Source organism: Tetzosporium hominis (assembly GCF_002265435.1).
GTDB lineage: Bacteria > Bacillota > Bacilli > Bacillales_A > Planococcaceae > Chryseomicrobium > Chryseomicrobium hominis.
The window spans coordinates 153033-173726 of sequence record NZ_NOKQ01000220.1 but is presented as its reverse complement, the minus strand read 5'-3'; the positions used below and the strand labels follow the sequence as shown (position 1 = coordinate 173726).

The window sequence follows — 20694 nt, the reverse complement described above, 5'->3', positions numbered from 1 at the left end:
AGAAAACCAAGTGCCCGCTGTGGCACTTGGTTTTTTATAATTGACGCGTCTCTTCGATATCTACTAGCGCATCTGTCTTTTCCTTTTTCACAACACGTCTATAGAGGCGTGAATAGATCTGCATAATGATTTCTGCAAATACGAGCCCCATAGCTATAGCTCCTGAAATAAGAAGAGCCCGAGTAGCTAACTCAATCGCCATCAAGTAATCCTGTTCCACCACATTTCGCATCGCATTGTAAGCAGTAGCTCCCGGAACTAAAACAATGATTCCCGAGACACTGAATAAAATCATGGGCATTTTTCGTCTTCTTGCAAAGATATGGGACATCAACGCAATGGTGAAAGCACCGAGAAATGTAGCCACTACTTGATCATCGGCCAGTGTCTGAGTGATAGAAAAGACAAGCCATCCAACCGTTCCTACCAGACCGCAGTGGATGAGCATGCGACGAGGGGCATTGAATAGAATACCGAACGCTACGGCTGCTAAAAAGCTGAGTCCTGCTTGTAGTAAATAATCCATAGCTCCTCCTTAGAATGACAAGACGAGTGCCACGCCTGCTCCAATGGCAAAGGCCGTGAGAAACGCCTCGGCTCCTTTTGATAATCCAGATACAAAGTGACCTGCCATCAAATCTCGCACCGCGTTAGTGATGAGAAGCCCCGGTACGAGCGGGATGACGGATCCAATGATCAGACTGTCTAAATTGTTTCCAAACCCAATATATACAGCAGAATAAGCGGCAATCCCAATGACCAAAGCCGCGAAGAATTCAGCAAAAAATTTCACGCGTGTTTTTAACTCAAGCATAGTCGCAATCACGTACCCCAGTGCGCCAATGACCATTGCAGCCGGCACGTTCCACAGGTCATGACCGAGGAGCAACAAAAATGCGCCTGAAGTAATTCCTGCCGCAATAATTTGGAGCCAGAACGGAAACGTTTTGTGTTCTGTCTCAATTTTCCTCAATTCTTCGTAAGCTGCTTCTATAGTGAGCTCTTGATTGACCAAGCGCCGCGAGATCGAGTTGACCATAGCCACTTTCTCAAGGTCGGTCACACGCGAATTGACTCGCATCAGACGGGTGGGAGCATTGTTGTTGCCACTGAACATAATTCCAGTCGGCATGACAAAGCTTTGAGAGCCGATGAGGTGTTGGGATTTGGCCATGCGCTCCATCGTATCTTCCGCACGGTAAGTCTCGGCGCCTCCTTCGATCATGAGGCGGCCCGCAAGTAGACAGCACTCGACTGTTATTTCGTAGTTGGACATGTCCTGCCTCCTTTCGGTTCTCTCTTCAGTCTAACGAACTGGGATGGATTCTGACAATGCTTATTGTGCCTAGACAGCAAAAAACCAGCCGAAGCTGGTTTTTTGTATCAGTAATCCAAGACTTGCTTGCGCTCGAATGTGTTGAAGTCATAGCTTGAGATTCGGCGATTGGCTAGTGTGAATAAGGTGTCATCCACATAAACTAGACGCTGAATCGTATGGTTCCACTCTTCGTACTGTTGTCCTTCTACTTTGTCATTCATCAAAGACGCCACTTGTGTGATGCCTTCTTCAGGAGTGACTCGGTAGACGTTGGCACCATCGCCTTCAAACTTCACTTCACTACCTGGTTTTCCTGAATAGAGCGTTACAGGGAGTCCGTAATAGCCTTTTTCTTCATGAATCATTAGCGCCTTGTGATCGTATTGAGCAGGAGAATAACTTCCGTACCCTCCAATAATCTCAACATCTTGCTCTTTAGGATTAGAGAGATCACTGACATCAAACAGCGACATTTTCATAGCACCTGTAACGAGACTTGGCTCTTTGGACCCTGGGAACGTCACCATTTCTGTTTCGTATCCAATACCTAATAGATGTGTCTCATCAATCGGATGCAAGTAGTTACTGAATCCTGGGATTTTGAGTTCTCCAAGAACTGCAGGATTTGTTGGGTCTGATAGATCAAATACGAACAATGGATCCGTTTCTTTGAACGTTACCATGTACGCTTTGTCTCCCATAAAACGAGCAGAATAGATGCGCTCTGTCTTTGCCAACCCTTTAAGCTCTCCTACCCGTTTCATGTCATCATCTAAGATAAATAAGTGATTTTCTGATGGTTTAGATTCATCCCACGAATCGCCTTCTGTTGTTACAACTCGGAAGTGGTTATCGTATTCATCCATCGAGAACTGATTCAACAAATGCCCTTCAAGACGATGCGAGCCAACTAGTTCTACATCCGTTCCTTCAAAATCAAATTTATAGACATCCGTATCTCGAATTCCTGGATTCCAGAACATACTGTCAGTCGCCCCATTGGAATCAGTATCTTCTTGAGAATACACCGTTGTCGTTAAATAAAGCGATTCAGTAGACATGTAGAATTGCTCGCTGCTTCCCAGATAGCCTTCAGTAGAAAGCTGCGATTCATTCAAATCGTCTAATGAAATAGCAGAGATCAATGTATAGCCACCAGCTAATGTGTCTGGAAGGATTGTGATTTTATCGTAATCAATAGCTTCTGGATCGTCCCCTTTTTCTGAATCGTAATTGAATGGACGAAGCTCTACTTCCTCATTTTCTTCAAAAGCCCACATTCTGCTGTAAAGACTCGAAATGAAGTAGATGGTGTTATCTGTCAGACGAGCTTGCGCTAAGTGACCTTCCGCCCCAACTTCTCGAACAAGTATAGGATTTGTTGGATCTTCCAGTGAATAAATACTAGCAACAGAAAGGCCATCATAAGGCGCCCATTTGTATCCTTCGTCACTTCGTAGTACAGGTTGTGCTTGATGCGAGTAGTTTTGATTCAATACTACTAGGTAGTCTTCAGTTAAGAACAGTTGCATAGGATAGCGCTCTCCACCGAATGTGATGCTACCAGCTTGAACCATATTGTCTGGGTCGCGGATATCAAAGATACTGACCGTCTGCTCCGATACCATATAAATATAGTCTTCGTTTAGTTTCACTGTATCCGCTTCGTCGACTCCTTCGACTTGGTTGTTGGTTGTCGAGACATCGGAACTTTTAGCAGACGATCCCTCTGCCGCACCTGCCATGTCGCTGCTCTCCTCTGCCTCACCTTCCGCCATCATTCCATACTGAACACCGTTCGCTTTTTTCACTCGCTCGAAATAATCACGGAGCTGTTCCTGCTTAGTTGTGACCACCATTTCTGGATACCCTTTTACAGTGGCACCACTTAAAGAAGCAACACCATAAAATCCACCTATCAATAGGCCTACAAACACCGTTGCAATCACTGGCATCATCCACTTTTTCATTGCCTTCCCCTCATTCCTTGTAGGTTTCTATACCATTAGACTTAGGTAGAGGAAGAAAGTTACAGTACGTTCTAAATTTCTTTTCGACATATTTCCCGGGAAATAAACAAGACCTGCAACCGTTGTCGATTACAGGTCTCTTACCTATTACATTTGTTCTGACTTTACGTATTCTTTGATTTCTACTCCACGATTCGCCATTTCTCTCATATACAGGTCGCCTGGCACAACCAATTCTGGAGGATAGACGCCGTGAGACGTGATCGTACCATTGCCCACCATTTGAGCAACCACAGAAATTGTATTCGCTGTAGCGCGTGCCATTGCAGTAGTTCCTGATAGCTCGTCTTTTGTTGTCACTAGCTCATACATGTAGCTCTTTTCTGTCTCCCCTTCGAACCCTTCTACGATAACGCGAAGCAAGACAGCATCTTTCTTGTCACCCAATCGAAGCTGAGGCGTTAATACTTCTCGCAGCACCTCACGAGCTGATACAACGTTTCCGCCTGCATTCACCATGGTCTCTTTGTTTGTCAGACCGAGGTCGACAAGCAATTTGAACTTCTCTGCATGGCCTTTATAACGAATCGTTTTGTATTCTAAAGTATCAATGCCTGCAAATGTATGACCCAAAGTCGATGTCCCTCCAGCCGTATGGAACGCCTCTAACTCATCAAATCCATCAAAGTGAATCGGTTCAATCTCTGACAACGAGTCCACTTCGTGCATTTCACCATTTCGAATGACATGAGACTTATCTGTGTAATGATCAAACACTCCGTCTAACGAGAATACGAGGTTGTATTTGAAAATTCCTTCTGGCTCTACCGGAATCCCACCTACATACAACTTGATGCTCGATACTTTATCGAGCTTCTTAGCACCATGCCCAGCTAAGATGTTGATCATCCCTGGAGCAACGCCTAAATCAGGAATGAGCGTAACACCAGCAGCTTTTGCTTTTTCATCAAGATTTAAGATGTAATCTGTCGCACCACCGATGTGGCCTCCTAAATCTACTGCATTGACGCCAAGTTCAATGGCAAGCTCAGCAACTCGTTGGTTGAATGTATAGAATAGAGCATTGACGACTACATCACACTCTTTTATTAAAGAACGAATCGACTCATCGTCATTTGCATCAAGATGACGGACCTCAAGCTTTGGATTTTGCAGCTTTTGTGCAAACATCTCTGTTTGGCCGACATCTAAGTCCCCAATGATCACTTTCTCTACTTGTGGACTCTTCACTAAGTCTGTTGCTGCTTCTTTCCCCATCAAACCAGCACCTAATACACCTACGATCATTTCTAGTTCCCCCTTTGTTTGTATTCCCCTTTGAAACTTACTCTGTATCGAGTTGCAAACGCCTTCCACATCTAGTTAGTATCGAGTTGCAGGCGTTAGAAATACATTCAAAAATCGTTCGCCCCCATAGAGGCAGAGAGCGCCTCTACGGGCACGCCCAATTTCCGAAGCATTTCTGCCCAAACGCCTTCCACATCTAGTTGATATCGAGTTGCGAACGCCAGAAATCCACATCAAAACCATTCACCCCAACAGAGGCAAAGTGCGCCTCAATTGGGGCGCCTGGTTTTGATGAAATTTCTAGAGCGGCGTTCTTCACATCTAGTTAGTATCGATTTGAGCTCTCTGCAATTTCCCACTGAAATCTACATAGACGCTCTTCCATTCTGTATAGACGTCTAGTGCAGCCACTCCTGAGTCACGATGTCCATTTCCAGTCCCTTTTGTCCCCCCAAATGGTAAGTGGATCTCAGCACCTGTTGTCCCTGCATTTACATAGACGATCCCTGTATCTAAATCACGTTGCGCTTTAAAGATTGTGTTGACATCTTGTGAGAAGATCGAGCTCGACAAGCCAAACTTCACGCTGTTGTTCACTTCGATAGCCTCATCTAATGAAGACACTTGAATGATAGAAACAACAGGTCCAAAGATTTCTTCTTGTGCGATGCGAGAATCCCATGGCACGTCTGTAAACAGCGTTGGTGCATAGAAATGACCTTTTGAAAGGTCTCCTTCGTCAAGAACATGACCACCTTCGAGTAACGTCGCCCCGTCTTCTTTCCCAATCTCCACATAGCCATGAATCTTTTTAAGAGCAGCCGCATTGATGACAGGACCAATTTTCACTGATTCGTCTGTTCCATCGCCAATTGTTAAATGCTTCATCTTCTCAAGAAGCTTTTGCTCCAGTTCTTTCTTTACATCTTTATGAACAATGACACGGCTACATGCTGTACAACGCTGTCCAGCAGTTCCGAAAGCACTCCAGAGAATACCATCTACAGCTAGGTCTAGGTTCGCATCGTCCATGACGATTACTGCATTTTTCCCACCCATCTCAAGCGATACTTTTTTCAGATGTTTGCCACCAAGCTCTGCTACCTTGCTTCCTGTATCGGTAGAGCCTGTGAATGAGATGACTTTGACGTCTGGATGTTCAATCATAGCGGTCCCTACTGTACCACCAGAGCCGAAGACGATGTTCGCCACACCTTTAGGTAAGCCGACTTCTTCAAAGATTTTCGCCATTTCATAAGCCATCATCGGAGTTTCAGTTGCTGGTTTCCATAGGAATGTATTCCCTGCTACGATGGCCGGGAACGATTTCCACGTCGCAATAGCGACCGGGAAGTTCCAAGGTGTGATCAGACCAACGACACCAATTGGCGCCCGAACACTCATTGCAAATTTATCAGCAAGCTCTGAAGGTGTTGTTTCCCCAAACAAACGTCTTCCTTCACCTGCCATATAATAGGCCATGTCGATGCCTTCTTGGACTTCGCCACGTCCTTCTTCAATGACTTTTCCCATCTCTTTTGTCAGCACTTGTGCCAAATGCTCTTTACGCTCTTCCATTACACGTCCAATAGCATAGAGATACTGTGCACGCTTTGGTGCAGGCACTTTTGCCCATTGTTTTTGTGCAACTTTGGCACCTTCTACTGCTTTAGCTACAAGATCTGCGTCACCCATAGGTACTTCGGCAAGAACCTCACCTGTTGCCGGATTCAGTACATCTTGGTGTGAGCCATCTTCAAGCCACTCTCCGTTCACGAAATGTGTTAACTTCATTTCATCCCTCTTTTCTAGTTGTCATATCTCCCAAGCCCTTATTTGAAAGCGCTTACATGTTGTATTCGACAAAACTAGTTGCATTCCTTCTATTATTTTCAAATTGCTGTTTCTAAAATGTTCAATTACTGGAGATAATGCTATGATAAAGGGACTAGAGAGGTGAGAATCTTATGAAAAAATGGATGGTGGGTATACCGATTGGACTGCTCTTTGCTGTCCTAATTTACATACATTTTGATTTATTCCGCCATTTATACGTTGGCGATATAGACAGTGCACAAGCTTATCTAGAACGTAACTGGGTGACTACCTTATTTCTCACTTTTCTCATTATGTTGATCCAACATTCCTTTACCATCTTCCCTCTTCTACTCGTCATCTCGATGAACGTTTTGATTTACGGACTTCCGCTAGGATTCCTGTGGAGCTGGGTAGCTAGCATCCTATCTTCAGCCATAGTGTTTTATGCCGTCCGTTACACCATAGACGATTTAATTGCTCGAAAAATTCCTAAGCACATCATGGAATCTATCGAGGCCAACAGTTTTCTGTATGTATTCCAAGCACGAATTATTCCTTTCATCCCAACTAGCTTAGTGAATTTAGCAGCAGGAATCAGCCATATTCGCTTTCTTCCCTTCATTCTCGCTACAACACTCGGCAATATGATATTTTTCTTTTTGCTGGCACTTGTCTCTGAAGGAATTTTAGAGGCGACTACGGAGCAATTCTCTCTATTTGGAATCGCCATTGCCGCACTTCTCATCTACTTTGTGGTTATGTGGCGGAAGCGCCGCTGGAAGAAAAACAAGTTGAAGGTATAGAAAAACCTGCCACGAAAACGTGACAGGTGGTACTCATCCTTGTTGATAAAACGCTTCAGGAATCTTCCCAAACAAGCGCTTATGATACAACAACGGTCCTTTTTCTTCATTGCGAATTTCTGTTACTTCTCCAATCAATATCACATGATCGCCAGCATCAACAGAGTTGTGTAATGTGCACTCAAGCTGAGAAGCTACATCTTTCAACACAGCCACTCCATTACTGCCTGGTTGCCACTCGCATTTTGAGAAGCGATCATCCACACGACTTGCAAACAACATACATAGCTCGCCTTGGTCTGCAGCTAAGATATTGACATTAAATGTCGTCGCTTTTGTAAAAGCGTCATAATGGAATGCCTTTTTATCGATAGACCATAAAATCAATAATGGGTCGATGGATACCGAAGCAAACGAGTTCACGGTCATACCGATTGGATTGCCGTCTGCATCCTGTGCTGTTACAACCGTCACTCCTGTCGGATAGTTGCCCATCGCTTGTTTAAATTGTGATACAGCGTCCATGAGGATCACTTCCTTCTTTCTAGTGTCACTATTATCATACTAGATTGAGAAGTGAATTGCTTTCCATATACTCTCATCCAAAAGACTGAATTTGTGAGGTGAACGCATGAAACGAACGCTACCTATCCTTTTTCTCATCTTGACGGGTTGGTTGATGTCTTGGCTGCTCCCTTCGTTTAAAAGCCCTTTGACACCAGTACGTAGCTTCATGTTTTATTATGACCACCCTAATGATTCTGTCATGAACGAGTTGAAATCTGTAGATCTAGCCATAGTAGCGGTTCATGCATTTTCCAAAGACCAGATACAAGAAATTCAAGCGAGCGGCACTCTAGTCTACGGATATACCAGTCTGATGCAGCTTGAAAACTGGAACACTGCCATCACAACCAAAGTTCAAGATAGTGATTATGCCACGCAAAATGAACAAAAAATCTATGTAGAAGAATGGGATACTTATGTCATGGATGTTCGGGAAGCACATTATCAACAAATTCTTCTCACGAAAATAAAAGACGAGCAGCAATCAAAAGGAATCGACGGTGTGTTTTTCGATACAGCAGATGACCTTTTCCACTACTTCTCCGATACTCCTGATCATGACAGCTTCTTACAGGCCTATGAATCTATCTTAAAACAAGTAGACGAACTACAGCTCGGTATTGTCCAAAACAGAGGCTTTGAATCCTATGAAGCACGGGGCAAGCCATATATCGATGCCATTCTGTGGGAGAATTTCGATGACCAGACACTTGCAGAGAGCAAATGGGCTCAAAACTGGTTTTATACACTTTTAAAAGCTCATCATCAGAAGACTGTTAGACTGTTAGCGGAAGTACGAACGGACGAGTCGGAAGCACTTAGTCGAAACCTAGGCTTCCCTACCTTTAGAAAGTATTAGATTTGGAAATGCTGCTTTAATGCTAAAATCGTGCCTGACTTGGGGCTGTTTCCAAAAGGGCCGCGCCGAATCTTCCCAATCGCTTCACAAGGAAGCGACACGGGTGATATCCGGCATCGACCTGATCCTTCAGGAAACAGCCCCAAGATCTACAGCACGCTTTTTCGCAACATTCTTTGCAGCTGTCAATATGCGAGAGGGTGAAGGAAAAGATACGCGTTCCGTGGTATCAGAGTGGTTTGAAGAACCCGCAGCGGAGGCCAAAGCGCAAGCTTTGGTATGCCGCGAGGATTCTGATGGCCGCTCCCACAGATAAGCGTGTCTTTTCCAAGCGCTCTCAGCAAAAAGGCTTCTCAGATGAAGTTTGGAGCTCGATTACTCTAGATATGGAACATTTCTCCTGCACTCTATACAAAATACTAAAGGCAGTTTCTCTTTTGAGAAACTGCCTTTGCTCTGGATTCTGTCCTACTGTCTTTTTTATACAGCATAATCGCCATTGTATTTAACTAAAGAGGCGTCACGAACGCCTTCTGTCTCCACCAGTTCGTTCAAAAAGCTGGTATTGTCAATTTTCAGCCGAATCTCAGCTGTCAGTTCGACAGCGCCTTTTCTAACAATCTTCGACTTTAACTCATAATTGAGTTTCTGCAGCGCTCGCTTCACTTCATCATTTGCTTCTTCGGTGTAGTGAATCACCAATAAATACATCGTATCCGTATGCTTTTTACGAGATAAAACAAAAATGATGGCTCCAATGACAACTGCTCCAATAATCGTAAGTAAGTATAATCCCGCTCCACTTGAAATTCCGGAGGCAATTGCCCAAAACATAAAAACAATATCAAGCGGATCTTTGATAGCTGTCCGGAAACGGACAATACTCAGGGCTCCAACCATCCCAAGTGAGAGAACAATATTGGTACTGATGGTCATAATGATCAAACAGGTTATCATGGTCATCATCAATAACGTACCATTGAACGTCGGACTGTATAAAACACCTCGATAAGTAATGCGATAGACAAAATAAATAAACAATCCAACTCCAAAAGCCATCGTCAAACTCAAAATGATATCGATGATAGATAACGAATCCATAGCAAAATCTTCAATAAAACTATTTCTCAGAATATCTGTAAAGTTGGTTTGTTGGTCTGTTCCGGTTGCCGCCACTGCATACATAAAGATTCCCCCTAAAACCCATGATATTGGATCGAGGCCATTCTACATAATACATATTTAGAAATGGCGGACCGTTGATGGGCATCTACTTGAATCATCTGCCGAATATGATCCGGTAAGAAATGGTCGTACTTTACTTCCAACACCATTTTCGGATAGGAAATGACTTCTTCTGTAATGGCGTTTGCATCGAAGATATCCATAGTGTTCGTCACGAAGCTCAGTTCCTTATCAAATGTAATGCGCACATTACTGATGTTGGATTTGTAGGCCTCTCGGATGTAATCCACGATGACTCGAGGCCTCATGAACTCTCCCTGTAAGAACACATAAAACTCTCGAGCCAGCTCGTCTTCTCGCTCTTTCAGAAAGTCATAGTCTTGATTCAAGATCATCTCATATTCAGATCGTGTGATTGGAATGGAAGTCTTCAAAATGTACTCACCTTGTCGACTCTTCCGCTCGAGCTTGATAACCGCATCCGAGTGATTATAAATTCGAATTCTAAATTTTTTCCGTCTAAAAATGCCGTAGTGCTTTTGAAAAAGATCAGCGTCAAACAAATTATCAAAGTATAGACTCCGGATTAAGTACCCCTCGTCATTGATACTGTGCTCGTCGCTTGGCAGAACTGTTTGTAAACGATGACGCAATACATCATACTCTCGACTGTGAATATAATATTTGTTTTCATGTCGAAAGGTTTTCATACACGTCCCCCCATTCACTGCACAATGACTTCTTTAACTCCCCAATGACGTATCCCTTGTTGATCAACCGTGTAATCAAACGGAATTTGCTGATGGCCACTTTCATCTTCAATCAAGACTCGTAGATAATAACGTCCCCCTTCTAGTTGTGGAAGTCGGAGTTCAAATTCATTATTCACCTCATCATGAAGTAGCTCCGTCATATTTGGAGTCTTGCTTAGTTGCACCCGATACGTCAATTGCTCGTTCTGGAGATCAAAAGAGGCGTCCCATTTGAAGACCTCTTCTTTACCTTCTCTTTCATAATGTAAAAAGACTGGCATTGGGTAGTCGAACGATTTAATGGAGCGCTCTTTATAGATATCAATCACGCTATAAAGATTCTGATAGTAATCATCGAACTGTTCGACCTCCATATCCAAATGACGAACATCAGGACGTTGTTCTACATATTTCTTGGCAATCGGATAGTAGGCATCGAGTAATGTTGCTGTTTGTTCTGTCGTGATGATTTTCTCGAGTTCTTCCATTTTGGCACGCAAATCGTTGACATTCTGTTCATTTCTTAAGAAACGCCGATGTAGAGAGGTCCCCCAATAGCGTGCAATTCCTTCTTGCCACATCGGCATCTTGTCCACTCGTTCTAAATCTCGACCAAGCGCTTTATCAAAGTCCCAAGGAATCAAAAACCACTTGGTTTGATTTAGTGGGTGATACAGATAATAATTCGTTGACATCGTGTCATAATTCCCAAATAACAAGTTGATTGCTAAAAATGTTAGATAGTTATCACGGTCAAAATAGGTCTCAAACACTTCATCAAAATTCGCATTCGGATCATTCACAGCATCTAGCATTTCAAGTAACGGTGTGTGATCTTCACTACCGTTGATCCGCAAAATTCGTTCAAATGCGTCTTTGTCATACGTTGGATCATCTGCTAGTTTCAACGCATCTGGGTACCGAAGAAACTCAAAGTTTTCTACTTTATAGAGTTGCCCGCCTGTATTCAATCCCCTCGCAGCAAGAGCTTCTTCATTCAATTGCTCCACGTGAGTATACAAACCGTAGCTTTCATAGCTATCATTCTGTGGATCTTCTGTCTGATCCTTAACGTGTAGTTCAACGAATGTCGTCCGGAGACTGATGATATCCGAAAGCTTGGTAAAGTAATCAAATGCCAGTTTGTTACGAACACGGGTCCGGTCATCTTTATGTTTGTTCAAGTTGAGAACACTCTGTCCATACCAAAGACCTGCAGTATCTTTAAGACGAATCTTGTAAGACTTTTGAGATTCTAACCGACTTGAGCGCCCTCTTAGCTCAATACTGGCATTGGTTTTATCAATACCTTTAGAGAATCCGTTATCTACCGGACCTTCAGGTGTGCCCGTTTGAAATAGAATTTCAAGATCAGGACCTCCTTCTAGATTTGTGTACTCTTTGTACGATTCGTCTAGCTCTTGGAACGTCAAATCATTCTGTGCGACTTCTTGTTGATTGTAAATGGTAATGTATACATGCTCGACGCGATCTACTTGAAGTTGTTTGTATAACGACTTATTTTCTACAAGTCGTGTATTTTCCTCTGTTTCTGCGGAGGCCGGCAGGACGTCAGAAGGGATTTCTTGAACAGGAAGCTGCTGCATCGTTACATAACTTTGCGCAACTACTAAACCAATTACTACAAATAAAAATGTTACAACCCCCATCACTACTCGAATCCATCTCATCGTCGCTGCCTCCCTCTTATTCAGTCATGACGAACTACATATTTTTCAATCCTCGTATGTTTCGGCTTTGTAACAATGGGTTGCGTACAGAATGTTGCATAGTCAATATTGTTTAAATTCTTGGTCATAATTACTAATGCCGCTAATAGAGCAACTGCTCCTCCAATGAACAAGTTAGTGCCAAGTGGTAACCATGTATAGATAGAAATGATGGTCATTGCAATAGTTACCCCGCTAAATGTCAGCATTGCTATGAAGGCGCTTTGACGTTCATCGAAATACAGCATGAGCATAAACAAGTTAATCAGCAGTCCGATAAACCAACTTCCTATCACTGCATAGACAAAAATGTCCAGTTGGCCTTGAGTGAGTCCAATAGATGGCAGCAGGGTTAAGCCCAAGAAAATCGCGACTAGGACTACAAGTAACTGAATTTGTGCTAAGAACAATAACTCTAGACGCAATACACGGAACATTTCACGCTTTGCATTTTCAATTTCAGAGAGCGAAGATCCGTTCAAAATTCGGCTGTAGTATTTTTTATAGGTGACATAAAACTTTGTTTCTATGGTGACCATAAATAACACAAGCGCCGGCAAAATGCTTAAGTAGGCGTAGAAAATAGGAACATCATAAAACGGTGCAATCGCGAAAGTTTCGGCGATAACTAATTGGTAGTCACTCATCCACAAAATAAAGCTATGTCCATAAAGCCCTAGATAATAGAAGAAGCCGATACCAAAAAGTAAAGGATACTTTTCCAAGTAGCGTAAAAAATCAAAGTAATTTTTGTCATCCACCATAAAGTACTGTTTTACATAACGGAACAGCATCAGATAGACAATCCCGAAACCAACTGCCAAAGACACGAGCATCACAAAAGCCGTATTCCAGGAAAACAGTTGTATGAAAATCCAACTTAGTACAAAGCTCGTTACAATTCCTGTTGCGTAACTGATGATGATCCTCTTGTAATCTTTCAGAGCGGATACATACATAGATAAAATCCAAATCCCAATCAGTTCAACAAAGAACAAGTAAGACACGAACTTAAACGCAAAAGGCAGAGGCGAGTTCCAGTAAAATAGCAGCGTCACCACAAAGCCTATAGCAAAGGTAACGGCTAATAGGCCATATAAAGAAGACAGCACCTTAGTTTCTTGCTCTAAAAACGTCTGATCGGCTACATATCTAGAAATGATAAATAAAAAACCACCAGTTAAGAGCTGAGAAAAAATGAAAGCATATTGAGTTGTGGACATAAATAACAAGACTTCACCTTGTGGAGTGCCTAAAGCTAAAAGCCATTCACGAACAACAGTGATTAGGAGAATCGTCAAAAACATAGGTCCCGTTGCGACAATTGCTGAAAAGCTCATGGCGCGAATCTGACCTAAAAAGTTCGATTGGTCATAGAGCTCCTTCAGCTGAAATCCTATTCCGGCCATCCGTCTTCACCTCCTGTGACAAATACAGCTTGTCATAGTTTTCAATCATTTGATCGATACGATAACGTGCACGCACTCGTTCTTTCCCTGCCAATCCATAGGTGATTTGAAGCTCTGAAGATTGTAGGATTCGTGTGATTTGATGTGCCATCTGTTGATAATGCATTAAAGGCACAACAGCCCCAGCATGACCAAACTCGTCGTGAGCTCCCTCGATCAACTCTCTGCAAGCTCCTACATCTGTTGCTACAACTGGAATTCCTGCAGCAAACGCCTCTAAAATAACTAATGGCTGCCCTTCGCTAATACTTGAGAGAACGAGCACATCTATAAACTCAAAATAGGTGCGCACATCAGCATTACCTGTGTAGTGAAGGTTTTTAATGGAGAGCGCTTCCCCTAACAGCAAACACTCTTCGTAGTACTCTTTATCCTCATCATTAGGGCCAATCAAGTAAAAATGACTTTCTGGAAGCATCTGTTGTACTCGAGCAAAACTTTGTAACATGGTTTTAATGTCCTTGATTGGAACAATTCGTACCACTGCACCTACATGGAATCCTGGTTTTCGTTTTCGTGTGACACTACCGTATCTAGCAATGTCCACCCCATTTTCAATGACCTTCGTTTTTTCTGGAGGACAACCTAGATCCATTTGTATTCTTCGATTCTTCTCAAATAGAGAAGTCACGGTATCGGCATACGTATACGTGCAAGAAGATAAATTGTAAAAATAGTGAATCCAAATATCTTTAAAGTACCCTTGAATCCATCGCGCTTTGATGATTTCTTCCTCACGTTCTCGTGTATAGATGCCGTGTTCTGTCAAAATCAAAGGTTTTTGATAACGGTGCTTGGCAGCACTTCCTAAGACACCTGCATACCCAGTAGATACAGCATGGTAGATATCGGCTTCTGGGATATCTTGATCTAACGCCACGAACAACGGGAGCAACATAGACCGCAAAGACCAAAACATATCCGTGAATGGAACATAAGGAAAACGTTCTGAGCAAAGTTCATAAACAATATCGTAAAAATCCTTACTGACAAGAAAATCTGGAATCGAATCGATTCGGTCTTTTCTGAAAAGATCAAACAACGCCGTCCAATCTGTCGGCTCTCCTGCAATCAGTTGATAAATAGCCTGCTTTTCGTCATGTGTTAATTTGTAGCGTTTGTTATGGGTAGGCTCCGTGTCTAAATAACCTTCTAGATAGATCTCTCTTAGCTCTACTAGGTTCGGCGGAGGCGGATACTTCACGGTTAACTCTTCTCGCTGTTTTGGTGCAATCGAATAGACGATGAATTGATGGTGTGGCATCTGTTCCATCATATACTGTAGCCAACTCGAGACCCCTCCAGTTGTTCGAGGGTAGGCTCCTTCAACAAATACACAGATTCTCATGGTCATCACTCCGTTTCAATTGAAAACTGGGGACCCAAGGCACGCACTAGATAAAACTGTTCACCTATCTTTGTAATTTCACAATTACTAGTTGCAGTGATTTTATCTGCAGTTACAAAGTGGAAATAGGTATGATCTGTGAAATACCGTAGAGTAACGTTCAGCTCATTCCCTTGCTTGTCAATAACGTACTCATTCTGCTCCCATTGCTGCTTCCTTTTTGACATCTCACTATACGGCACATACGGGACATCATAGGTCTCTTGTATAGAATCGAGAAAGTCTGTCACGTCCCTCCACATTTGGACATCTCGCTCATCTCCATAAATGGCGTAGGGAGAAAATGAGGTGACTTGAGTCCCATATAGAAAAGCTTCACTCAGTGATTCCCAAAGTGTTTGATTAGTCGGTGACACAGGTAGCGCAGTTCTTATTTCCTCTTCATCAAGAACGCTGACAATAGGGTAATTTCCCACTGCCTGTTTCAGCCTCGGCAACTCAACACTTAAATCCTCATATTCCCTAGCTCCCAATTCCCCTCCAAGTAGCACGAGCTCTCGAGTATACAACTCGAGCTCTTGATCATAGCTGTTCACTTCCCCAAGATCTGCTGGATAGATAGCTGCTGCTGTGTAATTCAAGTCAAACTTTGCTTCAAGGCTCTGCATTTGGAGCCACCAGTCTTGGCGATAATAATTTTTTTCAGATTTCCCATCAACTAAACGCGTTGTTTGAGTAGGAAAAGGAAACCCGTCAAGTAAGGCAGCGCCTGCATATACAATCGGATAAATAGGCGCTGCTGTTTCTGCCAAAGCCCAAGTGATTAGAGGGGCGTAATAGCTGTCTTCTAAAACGACACCATTAAAGAAGTAGACTTCTCCTTCACCAAGACGGTACGTCCAAAGTACAGGATGTCCGGAACGAGTTTCAGCAACTACAGTTGCATCTGAGTGAAGTCTTGCAGACAGTAAGGATTGTTTAAAAGCGTCTCCCGAGAGTTCTAACTTTTCCTCCAAGGAAAAGAAAGGGGGATTGAGTGTTACATCTGAAGTTTCTATGAATCCTCCATACTCAATTATTCCAAGTTGCTGGTAGACGCGTTGGAAGGTAGACTGTGGTGCTGGTCTTACAGCGATGACCAGGTCTCCCCCCGTTTCTACAAATTCTATGAGTCCTGTAGTATCTAGTCCAGTCCAGTCCTCCGTTGCGACAATCACTGTTGTAATACCTTCTAGATTTAATAGGTTCTGATAGTCCTGTAGATGATAACCGACTGCCATTTCCTTAAGTCTGCTCTCTATATACAAATCCACTTCCATGTCATCTTGAGAGTCATACAACACTAACGTGTCGATAAATTGTTGCTTTTCCAACTCAAATTCTTCAACAGGCGACTCTGTTTGTTGAAAACCAGCCACCTGAAAAAACAACGGCGACTTTAAAAAGATTAAGAATGTGGCAATTAAGATTAAAACGGCGCTGATTACATAGAGGCCTTTACCCAGGTCAAACGTTGGTTTCATAGTCTCTCATCATCCTTACATCCAGAACCTCAGCTTCTCTAGACCGGCAGGCGACAGTTGAATGGAAGAGGCTCGTAAATTTGATAACACGCTTTGTAACATCATTTGATTTTTCCGGAGGTACGCAATTTTCATTGACAACAGATAAGCTTCTTCTGTACCAGGAAAATACGTGTGCACATCTTCACTAAGCTGATCTAATTCCTCATCCACTTCACCGAGAAGTTCTTTTTGAACTACAATTTCCTGATAAATCTTAAAGTCTCTTGTAGGGGCTAGTGTGACAATTTCCCACAGAACTTGTAAATACCGCTGACGAAGTTGATGCTGTGTCACTTCGTCAATAAATTCTAGTTCAATCGCAGACATCAACTCATTTTTCAGTTCGTATAACAGAACGATATCCTCTGGAGTTTGTTTTACTTGCTCCTCAAGTTTTTGGATTGCTCGCATCGTATCACTTTTACTTTTTTGAATTGCTACTGCGGCATAGTGAGCAGTTTCAGAATCATCATTTTGCAATGCTTGCTTGAGCACATCTTGTCGGACGTGTTGCTGCTTTTTTAACATATCAATCAATAATTGTCTCCGCAGAACACTAGAGTTCAAATAAAGGGCATCCGTAAACGGAACAATATTCTTTTCTTTCTCTTTATCAGGAACAAGCCAATCTGTTTCTGGAACTTGTTCTCTTCGAATCAACCATTCCGGAAGTGCTGTAGCATCTCTTCCTTTCCAAACTAATGCAGCTACAAGTAAAATCCCTGCGAAAGGAACGCTCACCAAAATTAGGAATTGCAAGAAGGCAGAGGGCCTTTTTAAAACAATCAAAACAATGGTATAGATGATTACCGCTATATAGTAAACAACAAACCATATCATACGATCAGCCTCCTACTAGGACTGGCGACGAGTCGATATTAAAATGACGCAGTCTTTTTTGTACAATTTCAGCCTGATCTACAGTCGTATTGGATAACAGACATTCGTAGCGCCCATTGTCCCTTTGACCAAGATAGTCGTTAGAGCGTAATAGAGGCTCAATCAATTTCAATTGAGCAGTAGATACCGTGTCAGGCAGTTCTAACCGAACGTAAGGCAACTGGTGAGACTGTCTCGCCTTTTCTTTTGTGCCTATAATTTTTTCATAATAGAACGGCTTCAACACGTGCGTATCTTCTACATAGCGCTCCGCCTGAACTTCTTCGATGTGTTGGTACGCACGAATCAGAGCAGAGCTGATTAAACGTAGCGTAATCTCAATTGTATTCTTATAGTAGAGTGAAAGACGCTCAAAAGGAATATCGTACGCCGCAACAACTCCTATCACTTTGCCCCCCACTTCAATCGGTGCTGCAAAGGTAGGTGTGTCTGATTGCAAGTCCTTGTTGAACGTAACAGTTTGATCACGAATCACTTTTCCAAAAAGTGTATTCACGGTCTGCAAATTATGGGGTAAAGTAAACACATTGCTTGTAGATCTTGCCATAAGACGCAGGTACATCCCGTCTTGACTTACTTGATAAATAGCAAATCGGTTGTGATGAAGTAGTTTCTCCAAAGTATCAATCGCATTCGAGAAAACATCTTCCGGCTCTAAATAATCCAGATCTTTTACAGCTTGGTAGACTTTTCCGATGCTATCCTCCGCGTAGAGGATTTGAGTTTGCAGTTCATCTTTAATCTCCCGAGTATCTTCGTAAATGCCTGTCATGAAATCTAGTTTTCCTTCAGCAATCACTTTCTCTTCTTCAGCATATGCTAGTTCAATCTTCCGTCGGTCTACGATATAGCCGACCATAAACCCGATGATTAAATAAAGGGAGAAAGTGACGAGTAAAGAGTTATCTGCAATCAACGACGTGAACCCTCTACCATTTTGCACTTGTGTAAATGCAATGACAGAGACTGCTAGTACAGAGGCAATCATTGCTTGATACTTCCCGAATAGCAGCCCTGCGAACAGGATATATACGAGCCACATATCTACTGGCACGAGATTTGTTGGAACTAGTACAGCTAATGCTAAAAAGATTGCAAAAAGGACACCGTTCTCAATCAAACGCATACTAAATCGATTCGATTTTCCAATTTTCGCAACAACTTCAGACGTTTTAGTCGATTGTTTCTTTTCTTCACTACGACTTTCATATTCCTTATGCCAAGTTAAGTCCAAGCCTTCTTTCAAGGAATATTTCGGTGCCCAGTCGATTTCTTTTTTCAATTTTGTATTGTCGAGCAAAGAGTCGCGAATATCCCCTTTGACTGCCGGTGCTGTGTTTAAAGAAACAAAAGGTTGAATGGCTGATACATGCTCCATTACAGTTCGTACGCTAGTTTGATGATTCGTAGAAATGTTGTAAGTTCCAGAAAGATTGCTGATTACAGATCGATAAACAGCTTCAACGACATCTCCAACATAGATAAAATCCCGTGTCTGCTCCCCATCACCATATATGGTGATAGGCTCATTAGTTAAGCTAGATGTCACAAATCTTGAAATTACTCCACTTTCATTTGATGATTCTTGATGAGGGCCATAGACATTGGAGAGACGGAACACTAACGCATCGAGACCATGCAGCTGGTTCCATTTTTCGCAATAAGTTTCTCCTAGCATTTTGTTGATACCATAGGGAGTCGAAGGATTAAGTGGAGCAGTTTCTTTAATAGGCAATGAGGTAGGTTCACCATAAACGGCGGCTGATGAAAAGAAGACAAATTTTTTGACTCGGTATTTTCGGCTAAGCTCTAACATATTCACTAGGCCAACTACATTCGATTCCGTGTCTTTAGTGGGCGATTGAATGGATACGGGAACACTAGTCTGAGCTGCACAATGAATGACCATGTCAAACCTATGGGACTTATAGTAAGCATCACATGCTTCATCCGAACAATCGGCCAAGATCGACTTATGCTTGAACGTTACGCGTTCTTTGTCACCATTCGAAAGGTTATCTAAAATAACCACAGAATGACCTTCTTTATAGAACCTTTCCGCCAAGTGTGACCCGATGAATCCATACCCTCCTGTTACTAAAATTTTCATTTCTTTTGCTCCTCTCTTCTTCTTAGAACGATTACTATATTGTTAATGGAATAGTAGCACTTTTCTGTCATTTTTACTATACATTAAAATAGGAAAATGGAATTATTTTATCTTATTTTGTTGAATTTCATGAATTTTTTTAAAAAATATATATGTATTTTTAACTATCATATTTACAAAAAACCACTTTATCCCAAAAAACGGATAAAGTGGTTTTCAATTACTGTCTATCTCTCTTTTTGGAATCATCAATTTCTTTACGTCTTTTTACAGCTTGTTTAATAAAGGCTTCAAAAATCTTTCCTGAAGTCTCATCACCCGCCATAGCAAATTCTTCAGGGTGCCACTGGAAACCAAAAGCAAACGAGTGCGTTTTACTTTCCATTGCTTCAATGTTGCCATCTGTTGCACGTGCTACTACTTTCAAATCTCGCCCCACATCTTTACAAGACTGATGATGGAACGAATTGACTCGGAACTTCTCTTCTCCAAGAATTTTCCCGATTTTTGAATCGAGGTCCAGCTCTACTTCATGGGAGCGATAGGTTCTCGGTCCTTTTTGTAGATGTAAATAAGAATACTCTTCTCTTTGATCATGCATATCTTGATACATGCTTCCACCTTGGACAATGTTAAGCATATGGAGTCCACGACAAACACCGATGTAAGGTTTATCTAATTCAAGCATGCGTTTTCCTAGCTCCGACTCCATTTGATCGATTTCAGGAGCAATTTTGCCTAGTTTCAAATGGGGATTTTCTCCATAGTAGGATGGATCAATGTCTTCCCCACCAGTAATAAATAAACCATCAAGACGTAATGATAACTCATCTAGGTTTTCATCTCCCATGACCGGAATCATGAGTGGAAGACCTCCATACTTTAAAACAGTTTCGACGTATACAAACGGCAGCCAGAAATGATCTTGATCTTTCGACATCTCAGCTGAAATTCCGATTAAAGGTTTCATATAAATTCATCCTTTCTTAGCA

Annotated in this window: 17 protein-coding genes; 2 read left to right on the top strand and 15 right to left on the bottom strand. The window is 42.3% G+C overall.

Annotated features, from left to right (window positions below; translation table 11 throughout):
• Positions 1 to 34: 34 nt before the first annotated feature.
• The 5 genes from CF394_RS10500 to CF394_RS10480 all read right to left on the bottom strand — a co-directional run bounded on the left by CF394_RS10500 (position 35) and on the right by CF394_RS10480 (position 6390).
• A complete protein-coding gene (locus CF394_RS10500) occupies positions 35 to 526 on the bottom strand; it encodes a threonine/serine exporter family protein (protein WP_094943512.1) in 492 nt (163 codons plus the stop codon).
• Positions 527 to 535: 9 nt separating this feature from the next.
• The gene (locus CF394_RS10495; RefSeq protein WP_094943511.1) at positions 536 to 1276 is read right to left on the bottom strand and encodes a threonine/serine exporter family protein; all 741 of its coding nucleotides are present in this window, start codon (positions 1274 to 1276) and stop codon (positions 536 to 538) included.
• Positions 1277 to 1383: 107 nt separating this feature from the next.
• Positions 1384 to 3288 (bottom strand): beta-propeller domain-containing protein, encoded by a 1905-nt coding sequence (locus CF394_RS10490; RefSeq protein WP_094943509.1) that lies wholly within the window; start codon positions 3286 to 3288, stop codon positions 1384 to 1386.
• 147 nt (positions 3289 to 3435) lie between these two features.
• The gene (locus tag CF394_RS10485) at positions 3436 to 4596 is read right to left on the bottom strand and encodes a saccharopine dehydrogenase family protein (RefSeq protein WP_094943507.1); all 1161 of its coding nucleotides are present in this window, start codon (positions 4594 to 4596) and stop codon (positions 3436 to 3438) included.
• A 321-nt stretch (positions 4597 to 4917) separates the two neighbouring features.
• Positions 4918 to 6390: an aldehyde dehydrogenase family protein gene (locus CF394_RS10480; RefSeq protein ID WP_094943506.1), complete on the bottom strand. Its 1473-nt coding sequence runs from the start codon at positions 6388 to 6390 to the stop codon at positions 4918 to 4920.
• A 173-nt stretch (positions 6391 to 6563) separates the two neighbouring features.
• Between CF394_RS10480 and CF394_RS10475 the strand changes: the two genes are divergently transcribed.
• Positions 6564 to 7217: a TVP38/TMEM64 family protein gene (locus CF394_RS10475; RefSeq protein ID WP_094943504.1), complete on the top strand. Its 654-nt coding sequence runs from the start codon at positions 6564 to 6566 to the stop codon at positions 7215 to 7217.
• A gap of 33 nt (positions 7218 to 7250) precedes the next feature.
• Here the strand turns inward: CF394_RS10475 and CF394_RS10470 are convergent, their stop codons facing one another.
• The gene (locus CF394_RS10470) at positions 7251 to 7742 is read right to left on the bottom strand and encodes a flavin reductase family protein (protein WP_094943503.1); all 492 of its coding nucleotides are present in this window, start codon (positions 7740 to 7742) and stop codon (positions 7251 to 7253) included.
• A 106-nt stretch (positions 7743 to 7848) separates the two neighbouring features.
• Between CF394_RS10470 and CF394_RS10465 the strand changes: the two genes are divergently transcribed.
• A complete protein-coding gene (locus CF394_RS10465; protein ID WP_094943501.1) occupies positions 7849 to 8643 on the top strand; it encodes an endo alpha-1,4 polygalactosaminidase in 795 nt (264 codons plus the stop codon).
• Positions 8644 to 9123: 480 nt separating this feature from the next.
• Here CF394_RS10465 and CF394_RS10455 read toward each other — a convergent pair whose 3' ends face one another.
• From CF394_RS10455 to CF394_RS10415, 9 genes are all read right to left on the bottom strand, one after another.
• Positions 9124 to 9828, bottom strand: a complete 705-nt coding sequence (locus CF394_RS10455) for a DUF4956 domain-containing protein (protein ID WP_094943498.1) — start codon at positions 9826 to 9828, stop codon at positions 9124 to 9126.
• A gap of 11 nt (positions 9829 to 9839) precedes the next feature.
• Complete coding sequence (locus CF394_RS10450; protein WP_094943497.1) at positions 9840 to 10538, bottom strand: polyphosphate polymerase domain-containing protein; 699 nt, start codon at positions 10536 to 10538, stop codon at positions 9840 to 9842.
• Between the two features lie 14 nt (positions 10539 to 10552).
• Positions 10553 to 12271, bottom strand: coding sequence for a CotH kinase family protein (locus tag CF394_RS10445; RefSeq protein WP_094943496.1), 1719 nt, complete (start codon positions 12269 to 12271; stop codon positions 10553 to 10555).
• A gap of 20 nt (positions 12272 to 12291) precedes the next feature.
• Positions 12292 to 13719: an exopolysaccharide Pel transporter PelG gene (gene pelG / locus CF394_RS10440; protein WP_094943495.1), complete on the bottom strand. Its 1428-nt coding sequence runs from the start codon at positions 13717 to 13719 to the stop codon at positions 12292 to 12294.
• Positions 13682 to 15127, bottom strand: a complete 1446-nt coding sequence (gene pelF, locus CF394_RS10435; RefSeq protein WP_094943494.1) for a GT4 family glycosyltransferase PelF — start codon at positions 15125 to 15127, stop codon at positions 13682 to 13684. Before pelF ends, pelG begins: the two co-directional genes overlap by 38 nt.
• A 5-nt stretch (positions 15128 to 15132) precedes the next feature.
• Positions 15133 to 16650 carry a DUF2194 domain-containing protein gene (locus CF394_RS10430; protein WP_094943493.1) on the bottom strand — a complete coding sequence of 506 codons (1518 nt, stop codon included), beginning with the start codon at positions 16648 to 16650 and terminating at the stop codon, positions 15133 to 15135.
• Between the two features lie 15 nt (positions 16651 to 16665).
• Positions 16666 to 17532 (bottom strand): hypothetical protein, encoded by an 867-nt coding sequence (locus CF394_RS10425; protein ID WP_094943492.1) that lies wholly within the window; start codon positions 17530 to 17532, stop codon positions 16666 to 16668.
• Positions 17533 to 17536: 4 nt separating this feature from the next.
• Positions 17537 to 19702 (bottom strand): NAD-dependent epimerase/dehydratase family protein, encoded by a 2166-nt coding sequence (locus CF394_RS10420; protein WP_094943491.1) that lies wholly within the window; start codon positions 19700 to 19702, stop codon positions 17537 to 17539.
• Between the two features lie 220 nt (positions 19703 to 19922).
• Positions 19923 to 20672, bottom strand: coding sequence for a gamma-glutamyl-gamma-aminobutyrate hydrolase family protein (locus tag CF394_RS10415; protein ID WP_094943490.1), 750 nt, complete (start codon positions 20670 to 20672; stop codon positions 19923 to 19925).
• Between the last annotated feature and the right edge of the window lie 22 nt (positions 20673 to 20694).